This is a genomic window from Enterobacter sp. MEB024 (assembly GCF_030209635.1).
Taxonomy (GTDB): domain Bacteria; phylum Pseudomonadota; class Gammaproteobacteria; order Enterobacterales; family Enterobacteriaceae; genus Enterobacter; species Enterobacter ludwigii.
In genome coordinates, this window is the sequence record NZ_JARVRQ010000016.1 from 1 (window position 1) to 16,041 (window position 16,041).

The following is a 16,041-nucleotide window of genomic DNA, read 5'->3' on the forward strand; positions in this document are numbered from 1 at the left end:
GATGCATCCGTAGCTCAGCTGGATAGAGTACTCGGCTACGAACCGAGCGGTCGGAGGTTCGAATCCTCCCGGATGCACCATCTTCTCCGAGATAACAGCAAGGCTGTTGTTTCAAGGTCTGCGGGTTAGCCGCAAGCACCAGGGAAGATAACGTTGCTTTAGCAACGGCCCGAAGGGCGAGGCGCAGCCGAGTAATCCTCCCGGATGCACCATTTACTGTTTCAAAAGCATTTCCCGATGCATCCGTAGCTCAGCTGGATAGAGTACTCGGCTACGAACCGAGCGGTCGGAGGTTCGAATCCTCCCGGATGCACCATCTTCTCCGAGATAACAGCAAGGCTGTTGTTTCAAGGTCTGCGGGTTAGCCGCAAGCACCAGGGAAGATAACGTTGCTTAGCAACGGCCCGAAGGGCGAGGCGTAGCCGAGTAATCCTCCCGGATGCACCATCTTCTTTTCTGTACCACTCTCTTTCTCCCTGGTTATTCCTTCGACGTTCCGTCAGCAATCATTTCTCTTTGAGCGACAAAAACCACCGTTTACGATAAAGTAATGCTTTGTTAATCGTTTAGCGAGAGCACGATGTACGCACAGTATGACGGTTTGATCTTCGATATGGATGGCACTCTCCTGGATACCGAACCCACGCATCGTCAAGCCTGGACTGATGTCCTTGCTCGTTACGGTATGCGTTTCGATCTTCAGGCGATGATCGCCCTCAACGGAGCCCCAACCTGGCGTATAGCGCAGGCCGTGATTGAACGTAATCATGCCGATCTCGACCCGCACCTTCTGGCCCGTGAAAAAACCGATGCGGTAAAAGCGATGCTTTTAGATACCGTGCGCCCGTTACCGTTAATTGACGTCGTAAAAGCATGGCACGGGCGTCGTCCTATGTCCGTTGGCACGGGCAGTGAAAGCGCTATTGCGGAAGCGCTGCTCACCCATCTTGGCCTGCGCCATTATTTCTCTGCGGTGGTTGCCGCCGATCATGTTCAAAATCACAAGCCCGCACCGGACACCTTCCTGCGTTGTGCAGAACTGATGGGTGTGCCTGCGGTGAAATGTGTTGTGTTCGAAGATGCTGATTTTGGTATTCAGGCCGCGCGCGATGCCGGGATGGATGTTGTGGACGTCCGCTTACTGTGAGTGACGCGCTGTCACTTTTATCATTATTCGCCAGCAGTTTTTTAAGCGCCACGCTCTTGCCGGGAAATTCGGAAGTAGTGCTGGTAGCGATGCTGTTGTCTGGCGTGAGTCAGCCCTGGTTGCTCGTGTTAATAGCAACAATGGGTAATAGCTTTGGAGGGCTGACTAACGTTATTCTTGGGCGTTTCTTTCCGCTGCGTGAAAAATCGCGCTGGCAGGAAAAGGCAGTCGGCTGGCTAAAACGCTATGGCGCTGCCACGCTGTTATTAAGCTGGATGCCTGTAATAGGTGATTTACTGTGCCTGCTGGCGGGATGGATGCGCATCTCCTGGGGGCCAGTGCTCTTTTTTTTGTGCCTTGGCAAGGCGTTGCGCTATGTTCTCGTGGCATGGGCAACACTACAGGGTATGACGTGGTGGCACTAATTGGTGGAATGAATACGCGACCTTCAATCGTCAACCATTACAATTATGCTGAGTAACAATACTTTGACAGGCGGGAGGTCAATTTGATCCCGGACGTATCTCAGGCGCTGGCCTGGCTGGAAAATCACCCTCAGGCACTGAAGGGTATTCAGCGTGGTCTTGAGCGTGAAACGCTGCGCGTTAACGCGGACGGTAGCTTAGCGACAACGGGTCACCCGAAGGCGTTAGGCTCGGCGCTGACACATAAATGGATCACAACCGATTTCGCTGAAGCGCTGCTGGAATTCATCACGCCAGTGGATGGTGATATTGATCATATGCTAACGATTCTGCGCGACATCCATCGCTACACTGCCCGCAATCTGGGTGATGAGCGTATGTGGCCGCTCAGCATGCCGTGCTATATCGAACAAGGCCAGGAGATTGAACTGGCGCAATACGGCACGTCAAATATCGGTCAGCTGAAAACGCTCTATCGTGAGGGGCTGAAAAACCGCTACGGTGCGTTGATGCAGACCATCTCTGGCGTGCATTACAATTTCTCTTTACCCATGGCGTTCTGGCAGGCGAAGTGCGGCGAAACGGATAAAGACGCGATCTCCGCGGGTTATTTCCGCCTGATCCGCAACTACTATCGTTTTGGCTGGGTCATTCCGTATCTGTTTGGCGCATCGCCTGCGATATGCTCGTCATTCCTGCAGGGGAAACCGACCACGCTGCCGTTCGAGAAGACAGAGTGTGGAATGTACTATCTCCCGTACGCCACCTCCCTGCGTCTTAGCGATCTGGGTTATACCAATAAGTCGCAAAGCAATCTCGGTATTACGTTTAACGAATTGCACGAATATGTGGCAGGATTGAAGCGGGCGATCAAAACGCCGTCGGAAGAGTACGAGAAAATCGGCCTCGAAAAAGACGGTAAGCGCCTGCAGATTAACAGCAACGTGCTGCAGATTGAAAATGAACTGTACGCGCCTATTCGTCCGAAGCGCGTTACGCGCAGCGGTGAAACCCCGTCGGATGCACTGCAGCGCGGCGGGATTGAATACATAGAAGTGCGTTCGCTGGATATCAACCCGTTCTCACCCATCGGCGTTGATGAGCAGCAGGTTCGCTTCCTGGATCTGTTTATGGTCTGGTGCGTACTGGCGGATGCGCCGGAAATGAGTTCAGAGGAACTGCTCTGTACCCGTACCAACTGGAACCGCGTGATTCTGGAAGGGCGCAAGCCGGGTCTGACGCTGGGCATTGGCTGCGAAACAGCGCAGTTCCCGCTGACGAAAGTCGGTAAGGATCTGTTCCGCGACCTGAAGCGTGTTGCCCGAACCATGGACAGCATTGACGGTGGGGAAGCCTATCAAAACGTCTGCGACCAGCTGGTTGAATCGTTTGATAACCCGGAACTGACGTTCTCAGCGCGTATTCTGCGTTCTATGATTGATCAGGGTATTGGCGGCACCGGGCGTTCGCTCTCTGCGGAATACCGCGAGATGCTGAAGCAGGAGCCGTTAGAGATTCTGAGTGAAGCCGATTTTGTGGCAGAACGAGACGCCTCTGTCGTGCGTCAGAAAGAGGTTGAAGCGGCGGATACGGAGTCGTTTGAGGCGTTTCTGGCGAAACAGGCTTAACAGAAAAGAAAAAGGCCACATCGCTGTGGCCAAAATATACATCTCTGAATTCAGGGATGATGATAACAAATGCGCGTCTTTCATATACTCAGACGTGCATTTTGTAGAAGAGTTCAGTTTATTTTAAAAAAAATCACTATCGGAGGTGACGTATGCCGTTATTAGATAGCTTTACTGTCGACCATACCCGTATGGAAGCACCTGCAGTACGTGTGGCGAAGACCATGCACACCCCGCACGGCGACACGATCACCGTATTCGATCTGCGTTTCTGCGTGCCTAACAAAGAAGTGATGCCAGAGAAAGGCATTCACACCCTGGAGCACCTGTTTGCCGGGTTTATGCGCGACCACCTGAACGGTAATGGCGTGGAGATCATCGATATCTCTCCGATGGGTTGCCGTACCGGTTTCTACATGAGCCTGATTGGCCAGCCTGAAGAGAAACGCGTCGCGGATGCCTGGAAAGCGGCAATGGAAGATGTGCTGAAGGTGAAAGAGCAGAACCAGATCCCTGAGCTGAACGTATATCAGTGCGGAACTTACCAGATGCACTCTCTGGAAGAAGCCCAGGAGATCGCGCGTCATATCATCGAGCGTGACGTTCGCGTAAACAGCAATGAAGCGCTGGCGCTGCCAAAAGAAAAACTGCAGGAACTGCACATCTAGTGCACCTTTTCCCTCTCCCTCAGGGAGAGGGTAGGGTGAGGGGCGTTTAACCTCATGACCACAACCTCAACCTTCTCCTTTACCCATCGCCCACTTGTTCCTTATGCCCATGATTACCTTCATGGCGACAGCGAGCCGTGGCATCAGCACGACTGCGCGCAATTGCTGCATACCCTGAGTGGGGTGGTGAGAGTCGATACCGCATCAGGTTGTTGGGTGGTGCCGCCCGGACGCGGCGTCTGGCTACCCGCGGGCACTCCGCACTCTTTGCGTATTACCGGCAACGTTGCGGCGCGCACGCTGTTTATCGATCCCCTCGCGCGAGCCGATCTTCCGGCAACCTGTCAGATAGTCCAGATCTCCGGTCTGTTACGCGAACTTATCCTCACCTCGCTGACGCTTGAGGCGTCCTACTCGCCGGGCAGTCGTGATGAGCGCGTATATGAGCTCATTCTGGATGAAATCCGCACGATGCGGGTGCTGCCGTTTCACCTGCCTGAGCCGGAAAGCGAGCCGTTGCGTACCCTTTGCCAGCAGATCCGGCTGTTGCCGGGGGAAAGCTGGGGCAGCATGCAGGCCGCAAACACGCTTGGTATGAGTGAACGCACGATGAACCGCCATTTCAAGCAGCAGACGGGGTTAAGCTACGGTGAGTGGCTAAGAAGGGCGCGCCTGCTGGAAGCGCTGCTGCGCCTGGGACAAGGTCAGCCAGTGCTACGCGTGGCGCTGGATCTGGGCTACGGCAGCCACAGTGCCTTTACGGCGATGTTTCGCCGGGTGATGGGGATATCACCCAGCGATTATTTCAAAGACAGCTAGCTGACAGCATTGAACAGGGCCTGAAGAGACGCGCGGGCCACGTCGCTGTCAATGCCCACGCCCCAGCGGCTGCTACCATCCTGAAACAGACAGCGGATATACGCCACCGAGCGGCTGTCGCTGCGCTCCCCAAGCGTATGTTCGTGATAGTCCTTAATCACAAACGGGGTCGTGACCCAGCGGCTTATACCATTGGCCGCCGCGGATAACAGCCCGTTGCCTTGCCCCTCCAGCTGGCGCATCCCGCCCTGCGTCGTGACGCTTGCCGTCAGATGTAACTGCCCGTCCTGCTGGCTGTCGCTACGGTAAGCGTGCAGGGCAAAGCCTGGCGTCTCTACCAGCCCATAACGGGTGCGGAACAGTTGCCACAGCGCATGCTGCGTCATCTCTTTACCGTGCTGGTCGGTTTCCTGCTGTACGTGCTGGCTAAAGTCCTGCTGCAGGGCGCGGGGTAATTTCAGACCATGGTTTTGTTCAATAAGCCACGCGCTGCCGCTTTTTCCTGACTGGCTGTTAACCCGGATCACCGCTTCGTAGGTGCAACCAATATCCTGTGGGTCAACCGGCAGATAGGGCATCTCCCAGCGTTCGTCAGGCTTGCGGGCATCAAAGCCTTTCTTGATGGCATCCTGATGTGAACCCGAAAATGCGGTATACGCCAGCCGTCCTGCCCACGGATGGCGCGGATGCACCGGCAGCTGGTTGCAGGTTTCTACCACCTCCACCACGTGATTCATGTCGCTAAAGTCCAGATTCGGGCTAATCCCCTGGCTGTAGAGGTTCATTGCCAGCGTGACCAGGCAGACGTTACCGGTTCGTTCTCCGTTACCAAACAGACACCCTTCGACACGGTCTGCACCGGCCATCAGGGCCAGCTCCGCGCTGGCGACACCGGTGCCGCGGTCGTTATGCGGATGGACGCTGATGCAGACATCGCTGCGGCGGCTGAAATGACGGCAGAAATACTCAATCTGATCGGCATAGACATTCGGTGTACTGACCTCAACGGTGGCCGGTAAGTTGATCACCATCGGGCGTTCGGCGCACGGCTGCCAGATGTCCGCCACGGCTTCGCAAATCTCCAGCGCAAATTCCGGCTCGGTAAAGCAGAAAGTTTCCGGAGAGTATTCGTATTGCCAGCGGGTGGCGGGATTCTCTTCGCACAGCGTGCGGATAAGACGCGTGGAACGGGTCGCCAGCTCAACGATTTGCGCTTTCTCCATGCCGAACACCAGGCGGCGGAACAGCGGGGCGGTGGCGTTATACAGGTGTACCGTGGCCTGCTTCGCCCCGCGCAGCGACGCAAAGGTGCGCAGGATAAGGTCTTCTCGCGCCTGGGTTAATACCTGAATGGTGACGTCATCCGGAATGCGGTTTTCGTCGATCAACTGACGCACAAAATTGAAGTCCGTCTGCGAGGCAGAGGGGAAAGCTACTTCGATTTCTTTGAATCCGCAACGCAGTAACAGCGCCCAGAACTGTAGTTTGCGGTTGCTGTCCATCGGCTCGGCAAGGGCCTGATTACCGTCACGTAAATCGGTGGAAAGCCAGCGCGGCGCCTGCGTGAGGCGTTGCTCAGGCCAGCGGCGATCGGGCAGGGAAATAGCAGGTTGAGGTTGGTATTTGTCGGAAGGTGTTTTCAGCATGGTGCGCTCCTGTTGTCTTTTCACTATCGTGAATCGATTTCAGGAGCGCTGCTTTATCGTTACTGACAATCGCTGTCGCGATCTGGACACCGCACGTTAGTGCGCGCCACCGCCACCGCCTCCGGCGCCAAACGGTGGTCGGGCAAACCATACCAGTCCCAGCAGGATGATAAAGATCCCCGCCGATATCCAGAATATCTCGTTTGCCGAGATAATCAGGCCCTGGTTGGTGATCTGCTGGGCGATCCAGCCGGACGCCTGCTGCTCCGTCATTCCCATTCCCTGAAGCTGACTGTACATCTGCTGCGAGTTAGGGTTGAACGGGTTCACCGCTTCGGTCAATTGCGCATGGTGCATCGACTCGCGGTTGGTCCAAAGGGTCGTGGTGATCGACGTCCCGATGGAGCCTGCCAGCGTACGCGTAAAGTTCGACAGGCTTGATGCCGCCGCCATGCGCTCAGGCGGCAAGCCGGAAAGCGTAATGGTCGTCAGCGGCATAAAGAAGCACGCCACGGCGAAGCCCTGAATGAACTGCGGCCATGCGGATGCGCCAAAGTCCATGCCTGGCTCGAACGTATACGCGCGCCAGTAGAAGCACACCGCGTACATGATAAAGCTGAAGGTCACCAGCCTGCGCATGTCGAGCTTGTGAGCGAAGCGGCCGATAATCGGCGACAGCAGGACCGGAATTAACCCCACTGGCGCAGAAGCCAAACCTGCCCAGGTTGCGGTGTAGCCATATACCTCCTGCAACAACTGCGGCAGCAGAACGATAGCGCCGAAGTAGAGCATGTAGGCCAGGCTGATACACAGGCAGCCGATGGTAAAGTTTCGCGACTTAAACAGCGAGAGATCGACGATTGGGTTATCGTCCGTCAGCTCCCAGACGATCAGGAAGCTCAGCGATATCACCGCGACAACGGTCAGGATGATAATCTCTGTCGAGTTAAACCAGTCCAGCTCTTTACCCTGATCGAGCATCACCTGCAGGCTACCGATCCCGACCACCAGCAGCGCCAGACCAATGGCGTCAATTCGCCGCTGCTCTGTTCGGGTTTCGCGACCGCGCAGCGTTTGCAGGGTCAGCATCACCACCAGCGCCCCAATCGGCACGTTGATGAAGAAGATCCAGCCCCAGTGGTAGTTGTCGCTGATATAGCCGCCGAGGATAGGCCCGCAAATCGGTGCGACAATCACCGTCATTGACCACAGCGCCAGCGCGATAGAGCGCTTAGCGGGCGGATAGTTGTTCAGCAGCAAACTCTGCGACAGCGGAATCAGCGGCCCGGCCACAATCCCCTGAATGACGCGGAAGATGATCAGCATCGTCAGGCTGTTGGACATACCGCACGCCCAGGAGGCGAGCACGAACAATACCGTTGACCACAGGAACAGCTTCACTTCACCGACGCGCTTCGCCAGCCAGCCGGTGATAGGGATGGAGATGGCGTTTGCCACCCCAAACGAGGTAATGACCCAGGTCCCCTGGCTCAGTGACGAGCCAAGGTTACCGGCGATGGTTGGGATCGCCACGTTTGCGATGGTAGAGTCCAGCACCTGCATGAATGTCGCCAGCGACAGCGCAATGGTCATGATAACCAGTTGCGCCCCCTCCAGCGGTTTTTGCGGCTTTTGCTGTTGCATAACGCTCACCTTCGGATTAACCGGCGTTTGCCTTCACGATGTCATCGATCAGTTTATTGACCGGATCGAGGCTAATTTCACGGGCGTTACTTTCATAAGCCGGGGTGCTGCGCACCTGACTTGCCAGGATCTGACCATCGCGGTTGGCGGTATCAACCGTTACCAGCGTAGATAGGCCAATACGCAACGGATGGTCCGCCAGCTGTTTTGCATCCAGTTCGATACGTACAGGCAAGCGCTGAACCACTTTGATCCAGTTCCCGGTGGCGTTTTGCGCTGGCAACAGGGAGAAGGCACTGCCGGTCCCCATATCCAGGCCGACCACTTTCCCGGTGTACTTCACGTCATCACCGTAAATATCGCTGATCACCGTCGCGGTCTGGCCGATACGCATATGGGCAAGCTGCGTCTCTTTAAAGTTCGCATCAACCCACAGGTTGTCCGCCGGAACGACCGCCATCAGCGGCGTGGTTGGGCTAATTTGGGCGCCAGGCTGGACGGAACGACGAGAGACGTAGCCGGTCATCGGGCTGACAATTTTAGTACGCTGCAGGGCAAGCCACGCGTTGCGCACGTCGGTGGCAGCCTGTTGCACGGCAGGCTGGTTTTCCAGGCTGGTGCCCAGCACCATCGCCTGGTTGGCGTTGTACTGTTGAATCGCCACGTCCAGCTGCGCCTGTGCGCTGGCAACGGCATCACGCGCGTGCTGCAGCTCTTCACGGCCAATCAGGTTGGCAGTGCCGAGGGGAACGCGACGGTTCAGGTCGCTCTGCGCCTGCGCCAGTGCGGTTTTCTGCACGTCGATGTTGGCCTGCAGCTGCTTGCTGTTGATCATCAGCTGGCGGGTCTGACGGACGCTGGAGGCCAGCGCGGTCTGGGCTTTTTCAAAAGCCTGTTGGGCGTCGGTCGGATCGAGCGTGACCAATACATCCCCTTTTTGCACAAAATCGGTGTTATCAGCCCAGACTTTCGTCACGCTGCCCGATACCTGCGCCATAATTTGTACCTGGTTCCCTGCCACGTATGCATCGTCTGTCTCTTCAGCATGACGTAATACTAAAAACCAATAGATCCCATATGCCACGGCAATAATAATAAAGAGCAATGTCAGTACAATAAGGGCGCTTTTGCGTTTGCCCTTTTTATTGACCGGTTGCTGCGGGGTAGTGCTCTCCGCATTTGCGCTCATTGTTGTTCTCCACGATCTTCTTATTTTCACATCGGCTGAGCCGAGCTGTTGTCAGAAAGGCCAGCAGTGTGACGTGCTGGCCTGTCGGTTTTCTTATGAGTCTGGGATTGTTGAGCGTGTTGTCGCGTTAGCGCAGCGCCTCTAGAACAGCGCCGTCTTCATCCATCTGGTCCAGACGGGTCAGCAGCTTGCGAGTAATGTGCTCAAGCTGGTCGCGCTCGGTGGTGCTGAGGGCAGACCACAGTTGATGCAGGCAATTATGCTGAGGTGGCAGCACCTCACGCAGGAATTGGTGACCTTTGTCGGTCAGCTGCAGATGCAGGCAGCGGCGATCGTTATCGCTTTCACGGCGTTCAATCCAGCCGCGTTTTTCCAGTTCATCGGCAATACGGGTGGCATTAGTACGGGATGAACCCAGCGCGCAGCTCAGCTCTGACGGCTGAATGCTGTGATTTTCCTGAGACTCCAGCGTAATTAACGCCATAAACAACGTCTCGTTAATCCCTTGAGCTTTCAGCATTTTATTACGATTTTCCAGTAGCTTACCCTGCATGTGCATGCACAGGCGGGTCAGCAGGATCTCCTGATACGGGAAGTCCTCATGACGACTGGCGCGGAATTTAAGCATTTGTTCAATGGGCGTAAACGAACTATCCATTTGGGCATAACCTCATTAATTACAGCCGATATAGTAACGATAGTGACAAATAATGTAAATGAATTATTTGTGCGGTTATATCCGCCAAACTTATGTCACCATCAGAAAGCGCCGGGTAAGTCCGTGACCCGGTGAGCACAGAGAGCGTTGGGAGTGAACCCGCGGAAGAGAGGATGTGAGGACGGGGGTCTGAACTATTCATGCCGGTAGAAAATATGTCACCCACATTAAAATTTCTGGGATAAATGATTACGTTTACATTAACAGACTGCAGGGCCCCTTTACACCCTAAGAGGCCCAAAGCAATGTAAAACTTAGTTAATTACGTCCTGGCGATGGTACCCGCGCCACCATACTAGCAGATTCAGCGCGGCGACGATTGCCCCTATCCCGCACACGCCTGACCAACCGGCATGCTGCCACGCCGAGGCTGAAATTAACGAACCCGCTGCGCCGCCAATAAAATAGCTGGTCATATATCCGGCCGTGAGGCGGTTACGCGCCTCTGGCTTCACGCGGTAGATGACGGTCTGGTTAGTGATATGCACACCCTGCACGGTGAGGTCGAGTACCAGAATACCGACGATCAGCGCCAGTACAGAGGTATGGCCATACCAGATGGCTGCCCAGGAGAGCAGGAGCAGAACCAGCCCGGCAGAGGTCGTCAGATGGGATTTGCCTTTATCCGCCAGTCCGCCCGCCGGACGCGCGCCCAGAGCTCCCGCAGCGCCCGCCAGACCAAACAGACCAATCACCGCTTCGGAATAATTGAACGGCGGCGCGGCCAGCAGAAACGCCATTGAGGTCCATAAGATGCTGAAGTTGGCGAAGGTCAAACAGCCCAGCAACGCACGCGTACGCAGCAGTTTATCGTGTGTGAAGAGGCTGAAAACGGAGGCGAGAAGCTGCGGATAATTAAGGTGATTTTCCTGCTTCACCTTTGGCAACCCGCGCTACAGAGCAAGCGCCATCACGGCCATCAGTACGCTCGCCACCCAATACACGGTACGCCAGCCACCAAGACTCGCCAGCAGCCCGGCGACGGTCCGCGCCAGCAAAATCCCCAGCAGCAGGCCGCTCATGATTGTTCCCACCACCTTGCCGCGCTTTTCCGGTGAGGCGAGAGTGGCGGCGAGCGGAACCAGAATCTGCGCCACGACGGAGAACAGACCCGTTAACGCGGTGCCGATAATCATCATCGTTAACGAGTGGCTGCTGGCGGTGATCAGCATCCCGCCTGCGGCCAGCAGGGTCATGGAGACAATCAGCATCCGACGCTCAAACATATCGCCCAGCGGCACGAGGAAAAGCAGCCCGGCGGCATAGCCAAGCTGCGCGGCGGTGACAATAAAGCCAGCTGAGCTGGCAGAAAGGTTAAATGCGCGGGCGATGGTATCGAGCAGTGGCTGCGCGTAGTAGTTACTGGCGACTGCCAGACCCGTTGCCACGGACATTAAAAGGATGAGTGCCGGGCTAAGCCCTTGAGTTGTTTTAGTCATCAGGTTCAGGAATCGTGAGTTAAGTGATTATTTTTCCGTGAACCATAATAGCGAATGATTGTGAATGTGGTGGGATTGTTACGTGCTGGATTGTGCGGTTTAGGGGAGTTAACCCTCTCCCGTGGGGAGAGGGCAGGTCTGAAGGGCTCTTATGACTTCTGCGCGTCCATCGCTTCTTTTACCCAGCCATCAAACTGCTGCTGGTGGGCTTTGATCCAGCCATCCACGTGGCCTTTGATGTCAGCTTCGGACGATTTCCCCGCGTGCATCATTGCGTTCTGGGCGTTGATGTCCGCCAGAGGCAGTTTCATCACCGAGAACAGCTTCGCTGCCGCCGGGTTTTTCTCAGCCCAGGCTTTGTTAGCAACGATATGCATCGTGTTTACCGGGAAGCCATAGTTCATGCCGTTTGGCAGTTTGGTGTCGATATCTTTCTGCTCGCCCGGCAGGGAAGAGAAGGGCACCTGCAGCCACACCACGTCTTTCCCCGGCTTCAGCACGTCGCTCACCCAGTACGGTGTCCAGGTGTAATAGATAACCGGTTTACCCTCTTTGAAGCGGGCAATGGTGTCGGCCATCATCGCCGAGTAGTTACCGTGGCTGACGTCGACCGTTTTCGCCAGGTCAAAGGCTTTGTTCTGGTGATTAATCACCGCCTCACAGCCCCAGCCCGGCGAGCAGCCCATCATGTCAGCTTTGCCGTCACCGTTGGTGTCGAACAGTTTGGCAATCTTCGGATCTTTCAGCTGCTCGATATTGGTGATGTGGTACTGGTCGGCTGTTTTCTTATCGATCAGATACCCCTGGGCCGCACCGGTCACGAAGGTGCCTTCGCGGTAGAATTTCTTATCCCCGCCGGCGGCGGCATACATGTCGTCGTGCAGCGGCTGCCAGTTGACGGCGGTAAAGGTGGCGTCACCGGAGGCAATCGAGGTGTAGCCCACGTTGTAATCCACTTCACTTGGGGTGTTGACCGTATAGCCCAGTTTTTCCAGCGCGCGGCTGACTAACAGCGTCTGGAAGGTCTCTTCTGAAATGGTGCTCTGCACCGGTTGCACGGTAATGCCTTTGCCCGGCAGGTCTGCAGCAAACGTGCTGGTGGAGACAAGGGTGGCAAACGCTGTGGCAAAAAGTACGCGATGTCGCATCGTTGTTCCTTATTTTCTGAATGGGCGGGTGATTAACCCGACAGGGCCGGTGCTATACCAGCGACGGTTGCCGCGACTGCGTGAATCACGACCGACAGCCTGCGTCAGGCGGTCAAGGATAATGGCGAGGATCACAATGCCGACGCCGCCCACGGTGGCCAGTCCCATATCAAGACGACCAATGCCGCGCAGCACCATCTGACCCAGTCCGCCGACGGCGATCATTGAGGCAATCACCACCATGGAGAGGGCCAGCATCAGCGTCTGGTTGACACCCGCCATGATGGTTGGCATCGCCAGCGGAAGCTGAACTTTAAACAGCATCTGGCGCGGGCTGGCACCAAATGAACGCGACGCCTCGATAAGATCGGCCGGTACCTGGTTAATCCCGAGTATCGTCAGACGAATGACCGGCGGCAGGGCGAAGATAATGGTCACCACGACGCCCGGCACGTTGCCGATACCAAACAGCATCACGATCGGCACCAGGTAGACAAACGCGGGGGTGGTCTGCATCGCATCCAGCAGCGGACGAATAATCTTCGCCGCCCGCGGACTGCGCGCCAGCCAGATCCCCATCGGCAGGCCGATAGCGACGCAGAAGAGCAGTGCGGTGAGCACCAGCGCTAAGGTGATCATTGCCTGCGACCAGGCGCCAATCGCGCCGATGGCAATCAGTGAGATCAGCGTGGCGACACCCATGCCGGCGCTGCCAAACTGCCAGGCAATCAGGGAGAAGAGCACAATAGCGACCGGCGCGGGCATGCCGAGCATCAGCTGCTGGAAACCGTTCAGGATGTAATCCACCGGTACGCGGATCCCCTGGAAGACTGGACGGAAGTGAGTCACTACCCAGTCGATCCCCTCCGTGACCCAGCTATCCAGCGGGATCAGCGTCTTATGAAACGGATCCATAATATTGAAGTGCTCTGGCGCAGGAGCCGGTGCACTGTTGAGCCAGTCCGCCGCGCCGCCATCGGTTGGCGCAGGCGTGGAAGACCCCCACGCATCGGCAGATTGAGCAGCGCTGTCCGCCGCCTCGGTGGTTCCCCACGGGTTAGATTGATCAGCCATTGTTTGTCCCCTCGCGATCTAAAGCCTGCAGCAACATGCGTTTTGAGATGATGCCGACGTACTGTTGTTCCTCACTGACTACCGGTACGGCACACGGGGCCTGACCAACGTGAGAGAGCAGCTCGCTGAGCGGCGTTTCGGCGTCCACGGCAAGCGGGGAGTCGATAACCGCCGCATCAATACCCTGATTTTCGCTGAGCGCGGTTTTCAGGGAGTCGATGGAAACAATGCCAACAAATTTATTACCGCGTTCGATCAGATAACCGTATTCCCGATCTTCATCCTGCAACAGTTTCAGTGCAGAGCGCGGACCAAAGCCCGGTGTTTTGCGGATAAGACCGTTCGGTGAACGACGGGCGATATCTTTCGCACTAAAGACCTGGCTAATATCCACGCCGCGGAAGAAGGTGCGCACATAATCATTGGCCGGATTATTTAGAATTTCATCCGGCGTGCCCACCTGCACCACTTCACCATTTTGCATAATGGCAATACGGTCACCAATACGCATGGCTTCATCAAGATCGTGGGAAATAAAAACAATGGTACGTTGATGTTTAGCCTGTAATTTTACCAGCTCATCCTGCATCTCGGTGCGAATTAATGGATCGAGTGCCGAGAAGGCTTCATCCATTAATAAAATGTCTGGGTTAATGGCTAATGCGCGGGCTAATCCGACACGCTGGCGCATCCCGCCAGAAAGCTCATCCGGGTAGGCATGCGCATAATTCTCGAGGCCCACCTGACGTAATGCATCCAGCGCTTTTTCCTGACGTTCATTAGCGGTAACGCCCGCTAATTCCATGCCAAAGGCGGCATTATCCAGCACCGTCATATGCGGCATCAGCGCAAATGACTGGAACACCATTGCAATCTTCTTTCTGCGCACCTCGCGAAGTTCAGCCTCTGATATTCTGGCGATATCAATGCCATCAATCAGTACCTGTCCACGGGTGGGTTCAATCAGGCGATTGAGAAGGCGAACCATAGTGGATTTACCCGAACCGGATAACCCCATGATGACAAAAATCTCGCCTTCTTCAATGGCCAGACTGGCGTCTTTAACGCCAAGCGACAGCCCGGTTTTTTCCAGAATTTGCTCTTTTGAAAGGCCTTTCTCAATATATTTGAATGCGCGCTGAGGATGCTCGCCAAATACTTTATAAAGATTTTTCACTTCTAATTTAATTGCCATGCAATAGAGAGTGTCCTGTTATTTGTTTATGTCGATATCATTACCATGGTAAATAGTTAACTGGCATTACCCTAACATACTGAGAATCTGAGACAACCCTGGGTTTGCTTATGGCAGGAATTTTGCCGTAAGCGAAACGGCTGAATTTCCCATGAGTAAAGGGCTGAGCGTGGTTTGAATTTTTCTGAATTTTTTGCTTTTGCACAGCGACATTTCGCCTGAATCGGAGTGATTCAGGCGAATATGAACGGGGAATTACAGTGTAGTTGCCCGTGAAATATTAGGGAGGAAATTGTTAGATTTATATTAAATTAATGAACGTTAATCCGCTCATTAAAAATCCCAGTCCTCATCTTCGGTCTCCACCGCTTTGCCCATCACATACGACGAACCAGACCCGGAGAAGAAATCGTGGTTTTCATCGGCGTTGGGTGACAGTGCCGCCAGGATCGCCGGGTTCACGTCGGCCATTTCCGGTGGGAAAAGCGCTTCGTAGCCGAGATTCATCAGCGCTTTATTGGCGTTGTAGCAAAGAAACGCTTTTACCTCCTCCTCCCAACCGGTACCGGCGTACAATTCTTCGGTATAACTCAGTTCGTTCTCGTACAAATCCATCAGCAAATCGAGGGCAAAACCTTTTAACGCTTCGCGCTTATCTTCGCTGACGTTCTCCAGTCCCCTCTGATATTTATAGCCGATGTAGTACCCGTGTACGGCTTCATCACGAATGATGAGGCGAATCAAATCGGCGGTGTTGGTCAGCTTGCCGCGGCTCGACCAGTACATCGGTAACCAGAAGCCCGAATAGAACAGGAAGGATTCGAGAAACGCGCTGGCAATTTTTTTCTTCAGCGGTTCGTCGGCCTGATAATACTCCAGCACCAGGCTGGCCTTTCGCTGCAATGACTCGCTTTCTTCGCTCCAGGTGTACGCCGCGTCCACATCTTTGGTCTGGCACAGCGTCGAAAAAATCGAGCTGTAGGAGCGGGCATGGACCGCCTCCATAAAGCTGATGTTCGACATCACCGCCTCTTCGTGAGGCGTCAGCGCGTCGGCCATCAGCGCAGGGGCACCGACGGTATTTTGAATGGTGTCCAGCAGCGTCAGGCCGGTGAACACACGTATCGTCAGCTGCTGTTCGGCGTGGCTGAGGGTTTGCCAGGCCGGAATATCGTTTGAAAGCGGGACTTTTTCCGGCAGCCAGAAGTTGCTGGTCAGGCGGTTCCACACCTCCAGGTCTTTATCATCCTGAATTTTATTCCAGTTAACGGCACTCACGCGTGACAGTTTCATCCTTTCTC

13 protein-coding genes, 2 tRNA genes and 1 pseudogene are annotated in these 16,041 nt (G+C 55.2%); 7 read left to right on the plus strand and 9 right to left on the minus strand.

Annotated features, from left to right (window positions below; all coding sequences use genetic code 11):
- Positions 1–3 precede the first annotated feature (3 nt).
- From QRN24_RS21650 to QRN24_RS21680, 7 genes are all read left to right on the plus strand, one after another.
- A tRNA-Arg gene (locus tag QRN24_RS21650) sits at positions 4–80 on the plus strand.
- A gap of 159 nt (positions 81–239) precedes the next feature.
- A tRNA-Arg gene (locus QRN24_RS21655) sits at positions 240–316 on the plus strand.
- A gap of 264 nt (positions 317–580) precedes the next feature.
- The gene (gene yqaB / locus QRN24_RS21660; protein ID WP_014171331.1) at positions 581–1,147 is read left to right on the plus strand and encodes a fructose-1-phosphate/6-phosphogluconate phosphatase; all 567 of its coding nucleotides are present in this window, start codon (positions 581–583) and stop codon (positions 1,145–1,147) included.
- The gene (locus QRN24_RS21665) at positions 1,144–1,572 is read left to right on the plus strand and encodes a YqaA family protein (RefSeq protein ID WP_032678833.1); all 429 of its coding nucleotides are present in this window, start codon (positions 1,144–1,146) and stop codon (positions 1,570–1,572) included. Before yqaB ends, QRN24_RS21665 begins: the two co-directional genes overlap by 4 nt.
- 83 nt (positions 1,573–1,655) lie before the next feature.
- Entirely contained in the window at positions 1,656–3,200 is a 1,545-nt protein-coding gene (gene gshA, locus QRN24_RS21670; RefSeq protein WP_014171329.1) for a glutamate--cysteine ligase, read from the plus strand.
- A gap of 152 nt (positions 3,201–3,352) precedes the next feature.
- The gene (gene luxS / locus QRN24_RS21675) at positions 3,353–3,868 is read left to right on the plus strand and encodes an S-ribosylhomocysteine lyase (RefSeq protein ID WP_032680415.1); all 516 of its coding nucleotides are present in this window, start codon (positions 3,353–3,355) and stop codon (positions 3,866–3,868) included.
- A gap of 54 nt (positions 3,869–3,922) precedes the next feature.
- Positions 3,923–4,687 carry an AraC family transcriptional regulator gene (locus QRN24_RS21680; RefSeq protein ID WP_032680417.1) on the plus strand — a complete coding sequence of 255 codons (765 nt, stop codon included), beginning with the start codon at positions 3,923–3,925 and terminating at the stop codon, positions 4,685–4,687.
- Here the strand turns inward: QRN24_RS21680 and leuA are convergent.
- From leuA to nrdF, 9 genes and pseudogenes are all read right to left on the minus strand, one after another.
- Positions 4,684–6,333 (minus strand): 2-isopropylmalate synthase, encoded by a 1,650-nt coding sequence (leuA, locus tag QRN24_RS21685; RefSeq protein ID WP_079231737.1) that lies wholly within the window; start codon positions 6,331–6,333, stop codon positions 4,684–4,686. The two genes, QRN24_RS21680 and leuA, sit on opposite strands and share 4 nt — an antisense overlap.
- Positions 6,334–6,429: 96 nt before the next feature.
- On the minus strand, positions 6,430–7,977 hold the full coding sequence (gene emrB / locus QRN24_RS21690) for a multidrug efflux MFS transporter permease subunit EmrB (protein ID WP_020883860.1): 1,548 nt from the start codon (positions 7,975–7,977) through the stop codon (positions 6,430–6,432).
- Positions 7,978–7,993: 16 nt separating this feature from the next.
- Positions 7,994–9,166 (minus strand): multidrug efflux MFS transporter periplasmic adaptor subunit EmrA, encoded by a 1,173-nt coding sequence (gene emrA / locus QRN24_RS21695; protein ID WP_020883861.1) that lies wholly within the window; start codon positions 9,164–9,166, stop codon positions 7,994–7,996.
- Positions 9,167–9,293: 127 nt separating this feature from the next.
- Positions 9,294–9,824 (minus strand): multidrug efflux transporter EmrAB transcriptional repressor EmrR, encoded by a 531-nt coding sequence (gene emrR / locus QRN24_RS21700; RefSeq protein WP_014171323.1) that lies wholly within the window; start codon positions 9,822–9,824, stop codon positions 9,294–9,296.
- Positions 9,825–10,138: 314 nt separating this feature from the next.
- A pseudogene (locus QRN24_RS21705) lies at positions 10,139–11,323 on the minus strand (MFS transporter).
- Between the two features lie 149 nt (positions 11,324–11,472).
- Positions 11,473–12,471, minus strand: coding sequence for a glycine betaine/L-proline ABC transporter substrate-binding protein ProX (gene proX, locus QRN24_RS21710; protein WP_014171321.1), 999 nt, complete (start codon positions 12,469–12,471; stop codon positions 11,473–11,475).
- A gap of 9 nt (positions 12,472–12,480) precedes the next feature.
- Positions 12,481–13,545: a glycine betaine/L-proline ABC transporter permease ProW gene (gene proW, locus QRN24_RS21715; protein WP_014171320.1), complete on the minus strand. Its 1,065-nt coding sequence runs from the start codon at positions 13,543–13,545 to the stop codon at positions 12,481–12,483.
- Positions 13,538–14,740 carry a glycine betaine/L-proline ABC transporter ATP-binding protein ProV gene (proV, locus tag QRN24_RS21720; protein ID WP_014171319.1) on the minus strand — a complete coding sequence of 401 codons (1,203 nt, stop codon included), beginning with the start codon at positions 14,738–14,740 and terminating at the stop codon, positions 13,538–13,540. The genes proW and proV overlap by 8 nt, the downstream gene beginning before the upstream one ends.
- 333 nt (positions 14,741–15,073) lie before the next feature.
- On the minus strand, positions 15,074–16,033 hold the full coding sequence (gene nrdF / locus QRN24_RS21725; protein WP_086462967.1) for a class 1b ribonucleoside-diphosphate reductase subunit beta: 960 nt from the start codon (positions 16,031–16,033) through the stop codon (positions 15,074–15,076).
- Positions 16,034–16,041: the final 8 nt, after the last annotated feature.